Annotated in this window: 17 protein-coding genes; 14 read left to right on the forward strand and 3 right to left on the reverse strand. The window is 60.0% G+C overall.

Features of this window, described 5'->3' with window-relative positions:
• The first annotated feature begins 83 nt into the window (after positions 1–83).
• The 14 genes from H9C73_RS16470 to H9C73_RS14710 all read left to right on the forward strand — a co-directional run bounded on the left by H9C73_RS16470 (position 84) and on the right by H9C73_RS14710 (position 17,035).
• A complete protein-coding gene (locus H9C73_RS16470; protein WP_209288651.1) occupies positions 84–314 on the forward strand; it encodes a DUF3606 domain-containing protein in 231 nt (76 codons plus the stop codon).
• Between the two features lie 270 nt (positions 315–584).
• Positions 585–1,571 carry a response regulator gene (locus H9C73_RS14650; protein WP_209288652.1) on the forward strand — a complete coding sequence of 329 codons (987 nt, stop codon included), beginning with the start codon at positions 585–587 and terminating at the stop codon, positions 1,569–1,571.
• A 14-nt stretch (positions 1,572–1,585) separates the two neighbouring features.
• Positions 1,586–1,951 (forward strand): response regulator, encoded by a 366-nt coding sequence (locus H9C73_RS14655; protein ID WP_209288653.1) that lies wholly within the window; start codon positions 1,586–1,588, stop codon positions 1,949–1,951.
• On the forward strand, positions 1,944–2,504 hold the full coding sequence (locus H9C73_RS14660; RefSeq protein ID WP_209288654.1) for a chemotaxis protein CheW: 561 nt from the start codon (positions 1,944–1,946) through the stop codon (positions 2,502–2,504). Before H9C73_RS14655 ends, H9C73_RS14660 begins: the two co-directional genes overlap by 8 nt.
• Positions 2,505–2,514: 10 nt before the next feature.
• Positions 2,515–4,329, forward strand: coding sequence for a methyl-accepting chemotaxis protein (locus H9C73_RS14665; protein ID WP_209288655.1), 1,815 nt, complete (start codon positions 2,515–2,517; stop codon positions 4,327–4,329).
• 12 nt (positions 4,330–4,341) lie between these two features.
• On the forward strand, positions 4,342–8,406 hold the full coding sequence (locus H9C73_RS14670) for a hybrid sensor histidine kinase/response regulator (protein WP_236014310.1): 4,065 nt from the start codon (positions 4,342–4,344) through the stop codon (positions 8,404–8,406).
• 145 nt (positions 8,407–8,551) lie between these two features.
• A complete protein-coding gene (locus tag H9C73_RS14675; protein WP_209288656.1) occupies positions 8,552–11,347 on the forward strand; it encodes a monovalent cation/H+ antiporter subunit A in 2,796 nt (931 codons plus the stop codon).
• Positions 11,348–11,713: a Na+/H+ antiporter subunit C gene (locus H9C73_RS14680; protein WP_209288657.1), complete on the forward strand. Its 366-nt coding sequence runs from the start codon at positions 11,348–11,350 to the stop codon at positions 11,711–11,713.
• Entirely contained in the window at positions 11,710–13,221 is a 1,512-nt protein-coding gene (locus H9C73_RS14685; RefSeq protein ID WP_209288658.1) for a monovalent cation/H+ antiporter subunit D, read from the forward strand. Before H9C73_RS14680 ends, H9C73_RS14685 begins: the two co-directional genes overlap by 4 nt.
• Positions 13,218–13,712 (forward strand): Na+/H+ antiporter subunit E, encoded by a 495-nt coding sequence (locus tag H9C73_RS14690; RefSeq protein ID WP_209288659.1) that lies wholly within the window; start codon positions 13,218–13,220, stop codon positions 13,710–13,712. The genes H9C73_RS14685 and H9C73_RS14690 overlap by 4 nt, the downstream gene beginning before the upstream one ends.
• Entirely contained in the window at positions 13,706–13,975 is a 270-nt protein-coding gene (locus tag H9C73_RS14695) for a K+/H+ antiporter subunit F (RefSeq protein ID WP_209288660.1), read from the forward strand. The genes H9C73_RS14690 and H9C73_RS14695 overlap by 7 nt, the downstream gene beginning before the upstream one ends.
• A gap of 8 nt (positions 13,976–13,983) precedes the next feature.
• Positions 13,984–14,361, forward strand: a complete 378-nt coding sequence (locus H9C73_RS14700; protein ID WP_209288661.1) for a Na+/H+ antiporter subunit G — start codon at positions 13,984–13,986, stop codon at positions 14,359–14,361.
• Positions 14,354–16,333 carry a bifunctional tRNA (5-methylaminomethyl-2-thiouridine)(34)-methyltransferase MnmD/FAD-dependent 5-carboxymethylaminomethyl-2-thiouridine(34) oxidoreductase MnmC gene (gene mnmC, locus H9C73_RS14705; protein WP_209288662.1) on the forward strand — a complete coding sequence of 660 codons (1,980 nt, stop codon included), beginning with the start codon at positions 14,354–14,356 and terminating at the stop codon, positions 16,331–16,333. Before H9C73_RS14700 ends, mnmC begins: the two co-directional genes overlap by 8 nt.
• 45 nt (positions 16,334–16,378) lie before the next feature.
• Positions 16,379–17,035 (forward strand): CBS domain-containing protein, encoded by a 657-nt coding sequence (locus H9C73_RS14710; protein ID WP_209288663.1) that lies wholly within the window; start codon positions 16,379–16,381, stop codon positions 17,033–17,035.
• On the opposite strand, the gene H9C73_RS14715 is transcribed toward H9C73_RS14710, so the two are convergent.
• The 3 genes from H9C73_RS14715 to ligA are packed head-to-tail and all read right to left on the reverse strand — an operon-like array spanning position 17,036 to position 20,337.
• Positions 17,036–17,701, reverse strand: a complete 666-nt coding sequence (locus H9C73_RS14715) for a DUF4126 domain-containing protein (RefSeq protein ID WP_236014311.1) — start codon at positions 17,699–17,701, stop codon at positions 17,036–17,038.
• A gap of 45 nt (positions 17,702–17,746) precedes the next feature.
• Complete coding sequence (locus H9C73_RS14720; protein ID WP_209288665.1) at positions 17,747–17,971, reverse strand: YheU family protein; 225 nt, start codon at positions 17,969–17,971, stop codon at positions 17,747–17,749.
• Entirely contained in the window at positions 17,968–20,337 is a 2,370-nt protein-coding gene (gene ligA, locus H9C73_RS14725) for an NAD-dependent DNA ligase LigA (protein WP_209288666.1), read from the reverse strand. The genes H9C73_RS14720 and ligA overlap by 4 nt, the downstream gene beginning before the upstream one ends.
• Positions 20,338–20,348 lie beyond the last annotated feature (11 nt).

Consider the following 20,348-nt stretch of genomic DNA (forward strand, 5'->3'; position numbering starts at 1 on the left):
GTTGTTCTGTGCTGTTTGTTTGGCGATAACCAGCATCTCGAACTTAACCGGCGTGAACAACCTCCTTAGCACCCACACCTAGCGTGAAGTCAATTACTCAACCCGATTTGGGCTGCCAGCCGATCAACCTGAACGATCCTGCGTCTGTAATACGCTGGTGCAGCCATTTTGACTGCGATGAGGCGTGTCTGCGAAAGTCTGTGTTATATGCAGGCACATCAGCCGACATGATACGCAAATATCTGACCTGTCGCTGCGTGACACACCCTGAATGCGGCACCTGTGATGTCAGGTGCCAAAAAGATTCAGGGTGACAAGACATCTAACTCGGCCGCCCCTCCAGCTGACTGCCCCCAGGGTCTGAAAAAGCAAATTGAAAACAGGCATTTGAACAGCCGCAACCCCATTGTCATCGTTCACATACACCTTCTGGCAAGATCCGCACAAAAGCCCGCAAGTTCTTGTCATATCACTCTAAATCTTCTAAAACCGTAATTAATAAGCATTGTTTTTCTGTTTGAATACCATGCCATTCTGATAACGGTTCGGCCTCAGGGCCGCACACACTGCCCACAGGGAACAGCATGAAGATTGGGACACTGGCATTTCCGGCTGATCAGCAAAGAAAACTGGAGCGCATCCTGAACCTCTCACGGGCACGCACCTATGAGTTGACCGACACGCCTCAGCCAGGCCAGGTCGACCTTCTGGTCGTTTTCGGTGAAGCCTCACTGCCCCTGGCAGGCTCATTCAATTTGCCGGACAGTCATGTTGTACTGGCGGACCGAAGCGCCCCTTCTGCATCACATCCCCACCTGAAGGTGCCTTTTATATCCTCCCGCGTATTGCGCGTGCTTGATGCGATTGCGCCACTTGAGCCCGAGCCGCAACCGGTTCCCGAGCCGCCTGCCGCATCACAGGCACAGGAGGCACCTGCGCAGCCGGCGTCACCCGGTCAAGAGTCGACACCGGTGCAGGACCGTACACCCGAGACGCCCGCCCCGACACCGGAACCGGTCATCCCTTCTGCCCCCGTGCACGAACGCAAGCCGGAGCCCGGCCCTGCCGCCAAGGCGGATGACAACCCCTTCAGCAAGTACGAGTCACGTATCGCTGAAGTGCAGGCACAACAGGCGCAGCAGGCGGCTGATGCGTCCGCCATGGAATATTCCGTTCTGGTGGTGGATGACAGTGCCCCCATGCAGCAGGTGCTGGCCAAAGAGCTTTCCAAGCTGGAACAGAAAATCAACGTAGACTTTGCGGATGATGGCGAAACCGCGCTGGAGAAGGTCGCAGCCAATCACTACGATTTCATCTTCCTCGATATCATGATGCCGGGCATAGACGGGTTTGAAACCTGCACCCAGATGCGGGCCATGCCCGCCCTGAAGAAAACGCCCATTATCATGCTGTCCTCCAAAACCTCACCGCTGGACGAGGTTAAGGGCATTATGGCGGGTTCCTCGACCTACCTGACCAAGCCGATCAACCCTGAAGAGTTTCAGAAAGTGATTAAGCGTGTTTCGCGCTGGGTCAGTGAGTTTCAGGCCAACCGAAATCAGGCGCAGTGAGGACGCAGGATCCCATGTCGGTAAACAAGATTCTGGTTGTGGAAGACGACCCGGTGTACCAGCAGCGCATGTTCGACATTCTGCGCCAGACCGGTGCCCAGCTGCTGCTGGCCTCGGATGGTGAACAAGGGGTCAACCTGGCCAAACAGGAACAGCCAGACCTGATCTTTATGGACGTTGTCATGCCCGGCATGGATGGTTTCTCGGCTTGCAGACAGATCACATCAGACAGGGCCACACGGCATATCCCGGTGGTGATCGTCTCCAGCAAGCATGAGGATGCCGACCGGGTATGGGCGCAGCTGCAGGGTGCCAAGGCCGTGGTGGCCAAACCCTTCTCCGAACAGGATATTCTGAACCAGGTAGACGCGCATGGCTGAGCACAATTCATTGCTTGAAGACATCGACCTGGGCAGTGCAGCCGATGACCTGACCCTCACCACGGCCCCGAATGCGGGTGAGGCTCCCGAAGTGCGTCACGGTTTCATGCTGGGTGAGCAGCCCGCATTGCTGGCGGCTGACGTATTTTCCGAGCTGGCCGCCATGCCACGTCTCTGTCCCGTTCCGGACACACCGGTCTGGTTCGCCGGCTTTATCAATCACCGCGGACATACCTTGCCGGTATACGATCTGCAGCAATGGCTGACAGGTTCACCCGTTGATCGCCGACAGCCCTTTTATGCCCTGCTGTTCGATCGCCAGCCCCATGCGGCCGGTTTTCTGTTGGCAGAGCTCCCAACCGTACTGACTGCCCCCACCGCCCTCGACACCCTGCCCGCAGCACGTTATGCACCCATCAGTGAGTTTGTGCACAAGGGGTACAAATGCGAGGGACACACCTGGCTTGAAATAGACCATCAAGCCCTGCTGAACCATCTTAAAGACAATTTTCATCAGCCTGTGGCGAAAGCCGAAGTGCAAGACAACTCGTGAGGGAATCACCATGCCGCTTTTCTGGGAAATGCAAAACCTTCGCATGGGGACCAAGTTTGCTGTTGCCGGTGTGCTACTGGTCATCGGGATCGTTGCGATCGCCGTTGCCTACTACCAGACCATTCTGATCGACGAGCAGGCACAGATCACCAGCCGCGAAACCCGCCAACTGGCGGAAGATGCCAGCCATCTGGATCAGTCTCTCGCCGATGTGCAGGTCACCCTCACCCAAGCGCGCCTGTCACCGGACAATCGCACCCTGAGAGAGTTTGTTGTGGCCGCAACCACGTTTCACAATGAGCTGACCGCACTGCAGCCTCGGCTGCGCTCCAATGAAGATCGCCGCAATATCGGCCAGCGTTTGGAACAACTGAACCTGGACGACAAGATGGACGCACTGAAACAGGTCAACCTGCGCACATCAACGCCTGCCACCCAGATCGCCCGACTGCAGCAGATGTTTGGCGATACGCTGGTGGAGTTGCGCCAGGTAAATGAACAGTTACAGCTGCTGACCTCGGTCTACGCCGACGAGGACAGCGAAGCCCGTAATGAAGCCACCGCGCAGATGATCAAGCTGTTCTTTGCGTCGCTGGTCATTCTGGGCCTTGCCCTGGCCGTCGCACTGGCCATTATCAAGTACGGTGTTCTGGATCCGGTCAAACGTATACAGAAGACCGTCGATGCCGTGCGCGGTGGGGATACCGAAGCTCGCACGCGCGTGGAAAGCCGTGACGAACTGGGCCAGATGGCGACTGTACTCGACATGCTGCTGGACGAAAAAGAAACCGCCATTGCCAAACAGGCCGAAGAGAACAAGAAGCTCAACAACTCGATCATTGAACTGATCCAGAGTGTATTCAAAATCAGCCAGCGGGACCTGACGGTTCGCGTCCCCGTGGCCGAGGACATCACCGGGGCCGTGGCCGACTCCATCAACCAACTGGCTCAATCCATTGAAAATGTTCTGCTCGAAGTCAGCGCGATCACCAAGGAGGTCAACACCACCTCGGTGCAGGTTAAAAACCAGTCTGAGGCGGTACTGGAGCAGGCCAACAAGGAGCAGGAAGAGATCAACGCCACCCTGGAAGGTCTGGACTCCGCCATCAGTGCCATGCAGCTGATCTCCAAGCTGGCGGCCACCTCCAACAGCGCGTCCCAGAAGGCAATCAGCACGTCGGAAACCGCGAAAGAGTCGGTGTCCGATACGATTAACAGCATCAACAAAATGCGCCAGACGATCCATGAAGCGGAGAAGCGCATCAAGCGACTGGGTGAACGTTCGCAGGAGATCGGCGGCATTATCAACCTGATCAACAACATTTCCGAACGTACTCACATCCTCTCCCTGAATGCCAGCATGCACGCAGCATCTGCTGGTGAAGCCGGCCGAGGCCTGATGGTCGTGGTCGACGAGGTGCAGCGGCTGGCGGAAAACTCCCGTGAAGCTACGGCTGAAATCGAGAATCTGGTCAACAACATCCAGCTCGAAACCGCTGATACCATCCACGTTATCAACACGGCTATCGAGGACGTGGTGACCGGCACCCGCCTGGCCGAGCAGGCTGGTGAGCACATGGAGCAGACGCGCAGCACCACCCAGTCTCTGGTCGAGTCTGTGGTACGCATTTCACAAAGTGCGACCGGGCAGGCCAAGCTGGCCCAGACACTGCGCCAGCGCGCCGACAGCATCAACGCCTTCACTCAGGCGACCAACAGCGAAATGGTGCAACAGAAACAGCTTTCGTCCCGTCTGGTTGGCGCTGCCGATGAGCTGCAGCGCTCGATCAGTGTATTCAAGCTGCAGAATCAGGCTGAAGAGTAAGGGGCGCAGGATATGGAGGAAGGCGAAATCAAGCCGGTTTCGATCAACCAGCTCGCAACCCTGTGCGACACGCTTGACCAGCCCGCGGAACAGCTGTCGGAGTTGCTGGCCGACCAGGCCGAGCAGTTCCAGGAAGCCGACCTCTCTGGTACCGGAGAACTTCTGGCACTGATGTCCGAGCTGGTAGCGGCCGAGGAAGGCAGCCTCAGCCCCGAACTGCGCAGCCTGATGGCCTCCCTCCTCCAAGCCCCCACGTCCGGTCTCGCACTGGATGAGTGGATCCAGCAGCTGCGGCAAGGCCTCACGGACAACCGCTGGCAGTCTCCGCTTGCACCGGATGATCTGGAAATGCTGCCCGAGCTGCTGCAGGAGGACTGGCCTGCGCCCGCTGTTACGGATGCAACACCGGACAGCTCCACTCTCGGGCCTGTGACCCAAGCCATGCAGTCCGTTGAGACTCCTGAAGTGCTCAGTGAGCAGCTGGCAGACCTCAGCGAGTCACAGGCAGATCGCGAGCCTCCCCTGATTTCTGACCTGCTGGCACTGGCCGCCGAACTCTGCGCCTCTCTGGAAACGCTCGACACCCCCATGCTGAGCCCACTTGCCAAGGCCCTGGACGCGCTTGTACAGACCCCCGGCCACAGCAACGCAACGGCGGTCCTTCAGCTGCTGGCCAGCCCCGAATCACCCGCCCCCATGGAGGCTGAAGAAGTTGAGGAGCAGCAGGCACTGATCGATGAAGCGTTCGCAGCGCCAGAGACTGAATCGGACGCATCAAACAGCGAAGCCGTCGAAGTACAAACCGAGTCACCTGCCAAAGAGACCGGCCCGGCGGCCAGCGCTCTGCACAACGCCGCATCACCGGAGCACCTGTGCGATGCACTGGGCGCGCTCAGCGAAGCCTGTGCCGAGCAGGATCCCCCCCTGATATCAGACCTGCTGGCACTGTCAGCCGAGCAAACCGCCAGCCTCACCGACCTGAACAGTCCACTTCTGCCCAAACTTTGTGAAGAGCTGGACCGTTTGATGCAACACCCGGCCGCCGCCACGGCCAGGGATATCCTGAGGTTACTGACAGCTCCGGAATGGCCGGAGCCGCTGCCACAGGAGGATGCAGACGAGCTGCAGGCACTGGTCGACGACAGCTTTACTTCCTCGGAAGACACCCCGGACACCGCCGGTGATGAAGCCTTGCTCACCGAAACCGACGTTGAGAGCGCAGAGGCTGAGGCAGAAACCCTCGAGCCACCGCCCTTTTGTCAGGTGGACATGAGCCTGCTGGAGCAGCCCGGCCCGAAAATCGACCCGCAGATACTGACCATGCTCTCCGGCTCACTGGATCAGCTGTCTCAGCTCTGGGAACAAACCGAGCCCGGCTCCAACTCAACACTGCTCGAAGCCAGCCAGGATGCACTCCTCCCCCTTGAGCGTGCCTGTGAAACCGTGCAGCTCAACGGCGTTCGCATGCTGCTTGAAGGACTGGGCCAGAACCTCGGTTTCATGCGCCAGCGTTCAGGGTCACTGTCTGCATCCGAGCACTCGCACTTTGCCCGCTGCCTGGAGGCCCTTCAGGCTCACCTTGCCGATCTGGGTGACAAGGAAAAGCGTGACACCCTGGTCGATATGATCAGCACACCCGACCTGCCCGTCCACGCTGATCCACAACAATCCGCGTTCATTACCGGCCTGCTGGCCCTTGCGGGTATCCAGTCGCCGGAGGATATGGAACACCCTCAGGCCACCTCGGAAGACGTGGAACTGAGCATTGCCGACGATATCGATCCTCAACTGCTGGAGATGCTCTACGACGAGCTGCCCACTCTGGTGGATGAGTTCCAGCAGCACCTGCAATCCGTACTGGACGCCCGGGAACTGGACGCCCTGCTCAGTGCCCAGCGCGCGGCCCACACCATCAAGGGGCTGGCCAACATGGCCGGCATCAAGGGCCTGGCCAAGCTGACCCACTGCATGGAAGATGTGCTGGAGATCCTCACCGAGGCGAAAACGCTGCCGGGTCCCCAGATGGCAGAAGACCTGACCGAAGCCACCGACTGTCTGGCCCAGATGAGCGAATCCATCAGTGCATCAGAGCCCGGGCCAGATAATGCAATGGATGTTCTCCAGTGCATGATGGACTGGTTCTACCGCCTGAAAACCGAAGGCCTCGACTGTGTGTCCCAGCCGCTGTCAGGCAAGCCTCGCCGAGAGCCCAGGCGTACAGCGCCGGCCCAACCTGATGCCAAAGCAACCAGACAGGCTCCCGCTCAGGGCGGACATGAGCAGAGCCAGCTGCGCGTCCCGGTCAGCCTGCTGGACAACCTGTTTCGCATTGCCGGTGAATCCAGCACGCTCAATGCCCAGCAGGACGATCGCCTGAAGCAGATGCACCGATTGGCACGCGCCAACCGGGAGCGGCAGCGCATTCTGCAAAAGGTGATGTTCGACATTGAGCAGCAGCTGCAGGACTACTTTACGCTCAGTCCCTCCCAGGACTCCGATGACAGTGACTTCGACCCGTTGGAAATGGACCGCTACCACAGCATGCATACGACTCTGTCCCAGCTGCAGGAAGCGGTCGCGGATGTGCGTGAGGTCGGCCGAGAAATGGCTGAGCAGCTGCGCCACCTGAGCGAAATGCATGCCGCCCAGAGCAACCTCCAGAAGGAGTCACTGGATAACGTGCTCAGCACTCGCCAGGTACCGGTTCACAGCCTCAGTTCACGGATGCAGCGCATCATGCGTCAGGCCTGCCAGGCTGCGGGCAAGGAAGCGAGACTGGTAATCGAAGGGGAAGACGTTCTGGTCGACAGCCAGGTGTTGGGACAACTGGCCGACCCGCTCATGCACATCATCCGTAACGCCGTAGACCACGGCCTTGAGGACCCGGAGCGGCGCGCAGCCAGCGGCAAGGACGAAACCGGCACCCTGACCATCCGCTTTCGTCAGGCGGAAAACCAGGTACAAGTCAGTTGCAGCGATGACGGCGGTGGCATCAATGTTCAGCGGGTGCGCGAAATTGCCGAGCGCAAGGGGCTTGTTCAACCCGGCCGAGAGCTGTCCGATACCGAGGCCCAGCGCCTGATTCTGATCCCGGGCTTCTCCACCCGTGATGAGATCAGCCAGCTGTCTGGGCGTGGTATCGGCATGGACGTGGTGTACCAGCAGGTGACCCGCCTGCAGGGGACCATCAGCATTCATTCAGAGCTGGGAAAAGGCACCTCCTTTGAGCTGGCCCTGCCGGCCTCCTCCCTGTTGATCCATACCCTGCTGGTCCGTAGTGCCGGCAAGCGCATCTATGCGCTGTCGAGTCACACGATCGAGCAAAGCCTGCTGTCCGCTGACGGGACACTTGAACACACAGAAACCGGCATGATTTTCATCACCGAGGAGGGTGAATATCCGGCCTATGCACTGGAAACCCTGGTGGGTGAAAAGCCGGCCGATTACACGGAGCAACCTCTGTTCCCGGTTCTGATGATCAAGCTGGATCAGGGTGAAAAGGCGGCGGTACTGGTCCCCGAGGTACTCGCCCACCGCCAGCAGGTGTTCAAGTCCATGGGCGAACACCTGCCGGACATTCCCGGCGTGCCGGGCGTGACCATTCTGGCCGATGGGGACGTGGCCCCCATCATCGACCTGCAGGGGCGCATTCGTCAGCGCCACTCGGCACTGAGCCCGGTACTGGAGCTGGCAGAACCCGAGTTCAACCTACACCTGCCCGAAGTGCTGGTGGTGGATGACTCGCTCAGTGCCCGCAAGACACTGGCCACACTGCTCCGCGACAGTGGTTACGAAGTGCGCACCGCCATCGACGGGCTCGATGCTCTGGACAAGATCCGTCAGGAGGCTCCGGCTATCGTCCTGACAGACCTGGAAATGCCGCGCATGAGCGGCATGGAGCTGGCCGCCATTCTCAGCAACAGCAAGCAGTTCCGTAATATCCCCGTCGTGATGATCACATCCCGCTCAACCAGCAAACACCGTGGCGAAGCCGAGGCTGCCGGTGTTTCAGCCTACCTCACCAAACCCTGGACCGAGAGCCAGGTACTCGATCAGGTGCAGAAACTGCTGTTCTGATCCTGACCAGCCGCCCTGCCCCAACGAGCAGGTGCGGTGGACTCCTGAGGGCGCAAACGGTATAAACTACTACTTTTGTTATATTGTATCGGCGTCCGCCGGTGGCATTCACGACATATTCAACTGATTGGAGTTCGTCCCACTGATGAACCTGTTCTGGATTCCCCTATTGCCGTTGCTCGGCACCTTGATGCCGCTGTTGACCGAGCGATTGGGGCGCAGCGCCTGTGCCCTGATGACCGCTATTTTACCGGCCGTATCGCTGGCTATGGTGCTCAGTGCCGCCCCCGGAATTTTTCAGGGTGAGACACTGGAGCAAAGCTTCAGCTGGATACCGGCAATAGGCCTGGAGCTGGCCTTTCGTCTTGATGGCCTTGCCCTGCTGTTCTGCCTGCTCATTCTGGGCATTGGCCTGCTGATCATCCTCTACGCCCGCTACTATCTGTCGGCGCAGGACTCCATGTCACGGTTCTACGCCTACCTGATCCTGTTCATGACCGCGATGGTCGGCATCGTGACCGCCAACAACCTGATCCAACTGTGGCTGTTCTGGGAGCTCACCAGTATCAGCTCCTTTCTGCTGATCAGCTTCTGGAACCACAAGACTGAAGCCCGCAAGGGTGCGCGCATGGCCCTGACCGTCACCGGTGCCGGTGGCCTGGCCCTGCTGGCAGGCCTGCTGCTGATAGCTCACATTGTCGGCAGTTATGACCTGAGCGTTGTACTGGCCAGTGGCGACACACTGCGTGAACATGCCGCCTATCCGGTGGCACTGGTACTGGTTCTGCTGGGCGCCTTCACCAAATCCGCCCAGTTTCCGTTTCATTTCTGGCTGCCGCACGCCATGGCCGCACCCACACCGGTCAGCGCCTACCTGCACTCGGCCACCATGGTCAAGGCGGGCATTTTCCTGCTGGCACGCTTCTACCCGGTCCTGTCGGGTACTGAGCTCTGGTTTCTGACCGTCAGCCTGACTGGCCTTGCGACCCTGCTGCTGGGTGCCTACATCGCCCTGTTCAAGCACGACCTCAAGGGGCTGCTGGCCTACTCCACCGTCAGTCACCTGGGCCTGATTACACTGCTGCTGGGCATGGATACCAAGCTGGCGGCAGTTGCAGCCATCTTCCACATCATCAACCATGCCACCTTCAAGGCGTCACTGTTCATGGCGGCCGGCATCATCGACCATGAATCCGGCTCACGGGACATGCGCAAGCTGAACGGTCTCTGGAAATACATGCCGCACACCGCCACTCTTGCCATGGTGGCCGCCGCCTCCATGGCGGGGGTACCGCTGTTGAACGGTTTCCTGTCCAAGGAGATGTTCTTTGCAGAGACGCTGCACCAGGTATCGCTGGGATCACTGTCCTGGATGGTGCCCGTACTGGCCACACTGGGCGGCGTGTTCTCCGTGGCGTACTCCACACGTTTCATCCATGACGTGTTTTTCAACGGGGAGCCGATCGATCTGCCCAAGACCCCGCACGAGCCGCCACGCTACATGAAAATCCCGGTGGAGATTCTGGTCGGGCTCTGTCTGCTGCTGGGCATTTTCCCGGGTTATATTGTCAGTGGACTGCTTAGCTCGGCCTCCTCTGCCGTACTGGCCGGACAACTGCCCGAGTACAGCCTGTCGATCTGGCATGGCTTCAATCTGCCGCTGCTGATGAGTGTCATCGCCATGCTTGGTGGCCTGATGATCTACTACAATCGCCGTCACCTGTACCAGTTTCAGGCTCAGTTCCCGGAAACGGACGCCAAGATGGTATTTGAGCGGCTGGTTCAGGCACTTGTGGCCGGAGCCACTCAGGTACACAAGTTCTTCGAAAACGGCTCCCTGCAGCGCTACATGATCCTGCTGCTTACCTTCGCGCTCATCCTCACGGCGGGCCCCTTGATGGACCTGAACACCACTGCGGGTCTGCGCCCGCACCTGCCGGTGGGTGGCGTGGAGCTGACAGCTGCGGTGCTGCTGTGCCTGAGCGCGCTGGCGACCGTGATCTGGCACCGCAAGCGCATGATTGCACTGCTGACGCTCTCCGTTGTGGGCCTGATCGTCTCCATCGCCTTTGCACGCTTCTCGGCGCCTGACCTTGCATTGACACAGCTGTCGGTGGAAGTCGTGACCGTGATTCTGTTGATGCTGGCACTTTTCTTCCTGCCGCAGCGAACGCCCAAGGAGTCCTCGCCACGCAGAGTCGTCAGGGACCTGGCCATTTCGGCGTTGATCGGCGGCATTGTCGGCACGATCAACTACGCCATGATGACCCGACCGTTGGACAGCATCTCCGATTTTTTCCTGGCCAACAGTAAAGTCGGCGGCGGCGGTACCAACGTGGTCAACGTGATTCTGGTGGACTTCCGTGGCTTTGACACCCTGGGTGAAATAACCGTGCTGGGTATCGCCGCCCTTGGCATTTTCAAGCTGATTGCCCGCATGCGCCTGTTCATGCCCGCCGGTGACGAAAACGGTCGCCCCTGGGCCCGCGACCGTCATCCGATGATGCTTGCCGTGATCTCGCAGAGTCTGCTGCCGCTGGCCCTGCTGGTGTCGGTCTACATCTTCCTGCGTGGCCACAACCTGCCCGGCGGTGGCTTTATCGCCGGCCTGGTTACCTCGGTGGCACTGGTGCAACAGTATGTGGCCCATGGCGTCGACTGGATCAAGGAACGCCTCAAGCTGGACTACCAGTGGCTGATCGGCAGCGGCGTGCTGATCGCAACCCTGACCGGGCTGGGCAGCTGGCTGTTTGAGCGTCCGTTCCTGACCTCCTGGTTCGATTACTTCAAGCTGCCGTGGATCGGCAAGTTTGAACTGGCCAGCGCCATGCTGTTCGATCTGGGTGTGTACCTCACGGTTGTGGGCGCCACACTGCTGATCCTGGCCAACCTGGGTAAACTCACCACCAATCATCGTCCAATCCAGCCGGAGTCTGAATAAATGGAAGCCGTTTATGCAGTCTGTGTCGGTCTGCTGACTTTCTCGGGCATATTTCTCTGCCTGCGCGGGCGTACGTTCCCTGTCGTGATGGGGCTGACGCTACTGTCCTACGCCGTCAACCTGTTCCTGTTTTCCAGCGGGCGTCTCAAGCTCGACGGAGCCGCCATTCTGGGCACCTCCTATACCTACGCCGACCCGCTGCCACAGGCACTGGTGTTGACGGCCATCGTGATCGGCTTTGCCATGACCGCTTTTGTGGTCATTCTGGCCATGCGCGCGCGTGCTGATCTGGGGAACGACCATGTGGACGGTCGCCTGCCGCCTCAGCCTGAAATCAAACCTCGCCGCAAGAAGGACCAGGCATGATCGACCATCTTCCCATTTTGCCGGTTCTGGTGCCCATGCTGGGTGCCCTGCTGCTTCTGCTGCCGCCCCTGAGCAAGAGCCTGGAGCGTCAGCGGATGGCGTCTTTGCTGGTATCGGCCCTGACCCTGCTGGCCTCGCTGGCGTTGCTGCTGCATACCCGGGAGCAGGGGATTCAGCTCTACGCTCTGGGTGACTGGCAGCCGCCCTTTGGCATCGTGCTGGTAGCCGACATGCTGTCGACCCTGATGGTACTGTTGACCGCAGTGCTGGGGCTGGCGGCACTGCTCTATGGTGCAGCCGGTGATGACAAGACCGGCGCCTATTTCTACCCCCTGATTCTGTTCCAGCTGATGGGGATCAACGGCGCCTTCCTGACCGGTGATATCTTCAACCTGTTTGTATTCTTTGAAGTCCTGCTGATCGCATCCTATGCGTTGCTGATACACGGCGGTGGCAAACAGAAAACCCAGGCGGGCTTTCATTATGTAGCCCTGAACCTGGTGGGCTCCAGCCTGTTCCTGTTTGCGCTGGGCATTCTGTACGGCACGCTGGGCACCCTGAATATCGCCGACATGTCGACCAAAGTGGCCCTGCTGTCCGAAGCCGAATCCGTTCTTGCCCGTGCCGGCGGCATGTTGCTGCTGGTAGTGTTCGGGCTCAAGGCCGCCATGCTGCCACTGCACTTCTGGCTGACCCGTGCCTACGCCTCCGCGGCGGCACCCGTTGCGGCACTCTTTGCCATCATGACCAAGGTCGGTATTTACAGCCTGTTTCGGGTACATACCGTGGTCTTCGGTGACCATGCGGGCGGGCTGGCAAACATGATCGAGCCCTGGATCTGGCCGCTGGCGATCCTGACCGTGCTGGCCGGAAGTATCGGTGCCCTGGCAAGCCCCAACCTGCGTGAACTGACCGCCAATCTGGTGATCATCTCGGTGGGGACTCTGCTGATCGCTGTCGCCCTGCAAAACGAGCAGGCAACGGCAGCCGGGCTTTACTACCTGGTGCACAGCACCTTTGTCAGCGCGGCTCTCTTTCTGGTGGCGGGTCTGATCAGTGACCAGCGCGGAAAAGCGGCCGATCGCTTTGTGGTGGCGCGCAAGGTGCGCCAACCGGCACTGCTCGGCGTCTGCTTCTTCGTGGGTGCCATGACGGTGGCCGGCATCCCCCCCTTCTCGGGTTTCGTCGGCAAGGTGCTGATGCTGCAGTCGGCCCAAAGTCTGGCCGAAATGGCCTGGGTCTGGCCAACCCTTCTGATCAGCAGCCTGATCACGATCATCGCCCTTTCTCGCGGCGGTACCACCCTGTTCTGGCGCCGCACCAGCGACAAGAGCCAGGCGGACGCAGCCTCCCCCTGGCAGGTTGCAGCCACGGCTTTGTTGCTGCTGGCCGCTCCGCTGATGGTCGCACTCGGCGGGCCTATTACCGAGTACACCGAGCAGGCCGCACGCCAGTTGCACCAGCTGCCCGCCTCCATTGATGTTCTGTTGCCGGGAGGTCCGTCATGAGTCTGTCCAAATGGCTGCCCATGCCTCTGCACAGCCTGCTGCTGTTCATCGTCTGGTTATTGCTGAACAACACGGTAGCACCCGGTCACCTTGTTCTGGGTGCCTTTCTGGCACTCACGATCCCGCTGCTGTGTGCTCCGCTCAAGACGCGGCAACCCAAGGTACTGCGGCCGCTGCTGGCACTGCGCTACATCTTCCGGGTTCTGGGCGATATCGTGGTGGCCAATGTGGAAGTAGCCATTCTGGTGCTGGGCCCCATGCGCAAGCTGCAGCCGGCATTCGTTGCCGTCCCGCTGGACCTGAGTGGTGATCTTCCGATTACGCTGCTGGCCAGCACCGTCTCACTGACACCGGGGACCGTGAGTGCAGAGGTATCCGAGGACCGCAAATGGCTCTATATCCACGCACTGCACATGACGGACGAACAGGGCCTGATCGCCACCGTCAAATCCCGTTATGAGGCACCGCTGAAGGAGATCTTCGGATGTTGAATACCGCCATCATGATTGTCAGCAGTGTGCTCTGTATCGCACTGGTTCTGAATCTCTGGCGCTTGCTGCGGGGGCCAGATCTGTCCGATCGCATCCTCGCGCTGGACACCATGTATATCAACAGCATCGCCCTGATACTGCTCTATGGCATGCACATGGGCACCAATCTCTACTTCGAGGGCGCGCTGCTGATCGCCATGCTTGGCTTTGTCAGCACGGTTGCCCTGTGCAAATACCTGTTGCGTGGCGATATCATCGAGTAAGGGTCTGTATGAGTATCTGGATTGAAATTCTGGTCAGTGTTTTGCTGTTGATTGGCGGCTTTTTTGTGCTGGTGGGGTCCATCGGCCTGTGCCGCCTGCCGGACATTTATACCCGCTTGCATGCTCCCACCAAGGCGACCACCGTCGGCATGGGTGCCATCCTGATCGCCTCGATGGTGATGATGAGCGTCGAGGAGGGACACCTGAGCGTACACGAGCTGCTGATCACACTCTTTCTGTTGATCACTGCGCCCATCACGGCGCATATGCTCGCCAAAACGGCTTTGCACCACGAGAACCGTGCCCTCAAGCGCACCCAGTCGCAGCAACTGATGAGCAACGCACGGGAGCAGCTGCCACCGGACGCCAACCGCTCTCATGAGTAAGCGCCTGCAAACCGCCGAGGTCAGCTGGTCTGACGGCAGCCCCGAGTCCAGCCGCTTCGGTGATATCTACTTCAACCGTGATGGCGGGGTGGCGGAAACCGAGCATGTCTTTATCCGGGCAAACCGACTCCAGGAGCGCTTTGCCCGTCATCAGGGGCACTTTGTCATCGCGGAAACCGGCTTCGGCACCGGCCTGAACTTTCTCTGTGCGCGGGCACTGTGGCTCAGCACCGTTCAGAGCACGGAGCAGCAGCTGCACTTTATATCCTGTGAAAAGTATCCGCTCTCCATCGACGATCTGCGGCAGGCGCTGGCAGCCTTTCCGCAGTTTGAAGACGGTTCGCGTCAATTAATTGACGCCTACCCAGCTGCCGTGGAAGGTTTTTACACCCTCAGGCTGGACGGCGGGCGCATTCTGCTGACACTGCTGTTCGGTGATGCCGTGCAGCAACTGGCCCGCCTGCAGGCCCGCGTCGACAGCTGGTTTCTGGACGGGTTTGCACCCGCCAGGAATCCCGACCTCTGGACGCCGGAGCTGTTTGAGCAGATTGCGCGCCTGAGCCACACCGGTACCCGTTTTGCGACCTTTACCGCCGCGGGCATCGTACGGCGCGGCCTGCAATCCGCCGGTTTCAGGGTGGAAAAGCTGCCCGGCTTTGGTCGCAAGCGCGACATGCTGGCAGGCGAAATGACACAGGCCCCGACCGAGTCGAGCCCGATGCCGGCAGCACTGCCGTTGTGGGCACACCCGCCGCAACGCCTGAGCAACAATAGCCCCATGCTCCCGGTCATTGTCATTGGCGCAGGCCTGGCCGGCGCCTCTACGGCCCGAGCACTGGCTGAAAAAGGCGTACCCGTGCAGGTTCTTGAGCGCCACGCAGAGCCTGCTCAGGAAGGCTCGGGTAACGCACAAGGGGCTCTCTATGCCAAACTGCCGGCCAACCCCACGGACCACAGCCAGTTCCACTTGAGCGGCCTGGAGTACACCCGTGCATTGCTGACGCCCCTGCTGGAACAGCACGCGGGACTGGGCGGCTTGTGCGGCGTGTTACAACTGGCGCTGAACGACAAGGAACAGGCACGTCAGGCCGATGTGCTGGCCGCTGACAACTACCCCGAGACACTCGCCAGGGGAGTCGACCGCGAGGAAGCCGAGCAGTTGTCCGGGCTGAAAACAGGTGCACAGGGCCTGTTTTTCCCCACTGCCGGCTGGGTATCCCCGGCGGATCTGTGCCGCGTACTGCTGGACCACCCATTGATTCAGTGCCGCTTCAACCACCCGGTACACGACATTGACCATGATGGTGTCCACTGGCAGATACAGAGCCACGGGCGCTTTCAGGCGCAGTCACTGATTGTCTGCTGTGCAACCAGCAGCCGGACACTTGGGCCTCTGAGCTGGCTACCGCTGAAACCCATTCGAGGGCAAACCACGCAGGCCGAGGCCCCCGCCTCCCTGCCCGGATTGAACACGGTAGTCTGCGGGGAGGGGTATATCTCACCGGCGCAGCAAGGACGCTATTGTTTTGGAGCCTCCTTCAAGGTCGGCGATGAGGCGCTGGAGGTGCGCGAAGAGGAGCACGCTCATAATCTTCATATTCTGACGCGTGCCCTGCCGGAGCTGGGCTCGGCTCTGACTGAGCGCTCACGCACCGGGCGCGTCGCCCTGCGCTGCAGCACTCCTGACTACCTGCCCATTGCAGGGCCGGTGCCGGATCTGGAGGGCTATGTCGAGCGCTATGCCAAACTGCGCGACGACGCGCGCTGGCCGCTGACCGAGCCGCCGGCTTATCTGCCGGGCCTCTACATCAACACAGGTCACGGATCCAAAGGGCTGATCAGTGGTCCAATTACAGGTGAACTGATAGCGGCCTTGATCACGGGAACGCCCTCACCGTTGCCCGCGTCGCAACAGCGGATTATTCACCCGGGACGTTTTATCATCAAGAATCTGATCCGCAAGTCGCTATAATATAAAGAACCGGCCTGTTCCGGCACAGTGCGGAGGTAAGCGAGTATGGCGCTTGTTATTTACGATCAGGGATATCGTATTCAAACACCGGTGGAATCTCTCTTCCGGCAGCGAGGTGTCGAGTCGATGCAACAAAGCGGCTCGGCATCCGGCTTGCCCGAGTCCGATGACAACCTTCACCGTCAACAAGGCACAGAAGAGCGTATCCAGCTCTCACGGGAACGCTTCGAGCTTCCGACTCAAACACGGCGCCAGCCCAAGGGGTATGAGCAGGCTGCCAGTCAGGACAAGAGCGCCTCATCCAGCCCCAAGGGGCTACGTGCGTCACAGATCATGAGCAGTCCGGTTCTGACCGTCGCCCCCGAGTCCAGCCTGCGCCAGGCGTGGGAAATAATGAATACGCAAGAGGTGTACCACCTGATACTGGTGGATGACGACGGGCGGCCGCTCGGCCTTCTCTCGCGTAATGACATCCTTGAGCGCGGCACAGACTCACCCATCAGCGTGACCCAGGCCTACCGTAAGCAGATGATTGTCGCTTCACCGGATACACCGGTCTCCGCCATTGCCGCAAGCTTTGTGCGCTACGATATCGGGGCGATTCCGGTGATCAGCAAGGACGACAAGCTGGAGGGGATTGTGTGTCGCACCGACCTCTTGCGTATGCTGATCAATAACGCCCACATCGAAAGCTGGGCCTGACTACTCCGGTGGCAGCTGACGTCCGGCCGCCCGTGCCGCCGTTTGCTCCATGCTGTCCGTCGGCGATGGTCGTTCCGGTTCAGCCTTGCGCCCACTCAACCAGTTGGCCAGGGTCGAAAAGACCTTTTTCACCGCCCGCCAGATACGCGGCAACAGCCATATCAGCAGGCCGATAAACAGAATCAGCGCGCCCAGGAACCAGAGCGGATGGTTCAAGGCGGCCCATAGCCCTCCAATCACCATCAAGTCTTCACTGAACGACGCGGTCCAGTTCGTGAGCGGTTCCGGCGAGGTATTGATCAGTACCCGGGTGCCCGACTTGAGGGCATGGCTGCCCGCCGCCATGGAGCCGCCCACTATCGCGGCTGCAACCTCCACCACCGGGCTCATGTCGCCCACGGCTCCGGCAGCCAGCGCAGCACCGGCCGGGATGCGTATGAAGGTATGGAGACCATCCCAGCCGGTATCCACACCGGGTGTCTTGTCGGCAAAAAACTCCACGAAATACATGAAACCGGCGGCTGCAATCACCAGCGGATCACTGACCACTTCCAGCCCCGGCGGCAATGTCAGGTGGCCCATATTGGACAGCACACCCAGCATCAGCAAGGTCGCATAGAGGTTGATGCCACTGGCCCAGGCAACCCCCATTGTGAGTGCGATCATCGAAGTGATCTGATCAAGCTGTTCCAAATGTCTGCACCCGGTTGGTTAATCCCAGTCCCGTACCTGATCGGCGGGCACTATGTTGCACTGCTCGCTGCGCTCACTGAACACAATCACGGCGTCCCCTCTTTCCAGCGCGCGGCGCACCTGCTGGACCTTCTCATCCAGACTGTACTCCTGTTCACCATAGTCCGTGCCATCACGGGTGACAAACGCCTGCAGCAGATTCTCAAGGGTCTCGGGAGCCAGAGCCTGCCAGGGAACAATCATGACGCCTCCCACTGCTCCAGCTGCGCCAGAAAGGCCGCTTCGTCCATGACCGGCACGCCCAGTTGCTCAGCCTTGCTGAGCTTGGAGCCGGCACCGGGGCCTGCTACCAGCGTATGGGTTTTACCGGACACACTGCCGCTGACCTTGGCACCCAGTGACAATAAACGAGCCCTGGCCTGATCCCGCGTCATCTGTTCCAGGGTGCCGGTCAATACCCAGGTCTGCCCCTGTAACGGTTGTGCCGATACCTCGGCACTGGCATTGGCCTTGGGCTCGCACTCCCAGTGCATGCCAAAGGCTCTAAGCTGCTGCTCCAGTCGTCGTGCCTGTTCGACCCACTCCGGCTGCCGCAGGCAGCTCATGATACCGTCACGGGCTTTGCGACTCAGCCTGGGCACCTCGGCCAGCACGGACTCGTCCGCACTCAGCAAGGACTCGAGAGACTTGAAATAGCGTGCCAGCGATTCGGCCCCTGTTTTGGCAACGCCGGGGATATCCAGCCGCAACAGGAGACGATCCAGCCCGATGGCAGCCTGCAGCTCAGCGGCGATTTCGGATTCATGCTGAAGCTCGATACCCTGAGCCAGCAGGTCGTCAATAACTTGACGGTTATGGCTATCCTGCATGAAGTTGTGAATTTCATGCCCCACTTCCAGACCAATATCGGGCAGCCAGGTAAGCAACAGGGGTTCTGCTTCTCGCAAGCGCTGCAACGTCCCCAGCTGCGCCGCCAGCGTGCGTGCGGTACCTTCTCCAACCTCGGGGATACCCAGTGCATAGATAAAGCGCGCCAGCTCGACCTTGCGGCTGGCCGCGATGGCGTTGTAGAGGTTTTCCGAGGACAACTGGGCAAAGCCTTCAAGTTGAAGAAAGTCATCCACCCTCAGGCGGTACAGGTCAGCCGGCGAACGCACCAGCTCACGCTGTACCAGCAGTTCGATATTCTTTTCACCCAGGCCATCGATATCCATCGCCTTGCGCGACACGAAATGGATCAGGGCCTGTATCAACTGTGCCTGACATGACAGGCGTCCCACACAGCGGTATACCGCCCCCTCGCTGACCTGCTCACGCCCCTTGCCCCGCTTCACCAGACGGGCGCGCTCCACATCCGAGCCGCATACCGGGCAGTGGGCCGGAATCTGCACCTCACGCTCATCCCCCTGGCGGCGCTCCTTCTGTACCTGAACTATCTGGGGAATGACATCCCCGGCACGGCGGACGGTTACAACATCCCCCTCGCGTACGTCCAGCCGGGCGATCTCATCCATGTTGTGCAGGGTCGCGTTGCTGACGGTAACGCCGCCCACAAAGACAGGCTCCAGCCGGGCGACCGGCGTAATCGCCCCGGTACGTCCAACCTGAAACTCAACCGCCTTCAGCCGGGTTGTTTCCTCCTGTGCCGGAAACTTGTGCGCAATCGCCCAGCGCGGAGCACGGGCGATATAACCCAGCTGTTCCTGCAGGTCCAGCCGATTGACCTTGAACACGATGCCGTCAATATCATAGGGCAGGCTGTCACGTTTCTCGGCCAGTCGCTCGTAATAGTCCTGACACCCCGAGAGACCCTCAACCACACGCATCTCCGGGTTGATCTTCAGCCCCCAGGCATGCAGCTGCTCCAGCCGCTGGGCATGGCGTTCAGGCAAGGAGCCACCGGTCACAACCCCGGTGCTGTAACAGCAGAACTCCAGCGGACGACGGGCGGTCACTGCCGGATCCAGCTGACGCAGGCTGCCGGCAGCAGCATTACGGGGGTTCACGAAGGTTTTCTCACCGGCTTCACGGGCCTGAGCGTTGAGTGTTTCAAAACCGGCACGGGGCATGTAGATCTCGCCCCTGACCTCCAGCTCGTCGGGCCACCCTTCCCCCAGCAAGCGCAGGGGAACGGATTTCAGGGTCCGCACATTCAGCGTGATGTCTTCCCCGGTGTAACCATCTCCACGTGTAGCCGCCTGTACCAGACGTCCCTGCTGATACATCAGGCTGACGGCGATGCCGTCCAGCTTGGGCTCACAGGCAAATTCCAGCTCCGCCGTATCGGGCATCCCCAATCGTTCACCGATACGGCGCACAAATGCTGCCATATCGGCCGGCTCAAACGCGTTATCCAGCGACAGCATGGGCTGGCGGTGCTGGACTTCGGCAAACCCGGTATCAGGTTTGCGTCCAACCCGCTGAGTGGGTGAGGTATCCGTCTGAAGCTCGGGATATTCGGCCTCCAGCCCCTGCAGCTCCTGAAACAGTCGGTCATATTCGCTGTCGGGCACGCTGGGATCGTCAAGCACGTAGTAACGGTAGTTGTGTGCTTCAAGTTCACGGCGCAGGGACTCTGCGCGCTCAATCACGGATTCAGGAAGAGACATGTTCGGGTTCT

It is taken from the genome of Marinobacterium alkalitolerans (genome assembly GCF_017776525.1).
GTDB lineage: Bacteria > Pseudomonadota > Gammaproteobacteria > Pseudomonadales > Balneatricaceae > Marinobacterium > Marinobacterium alkalitolerans.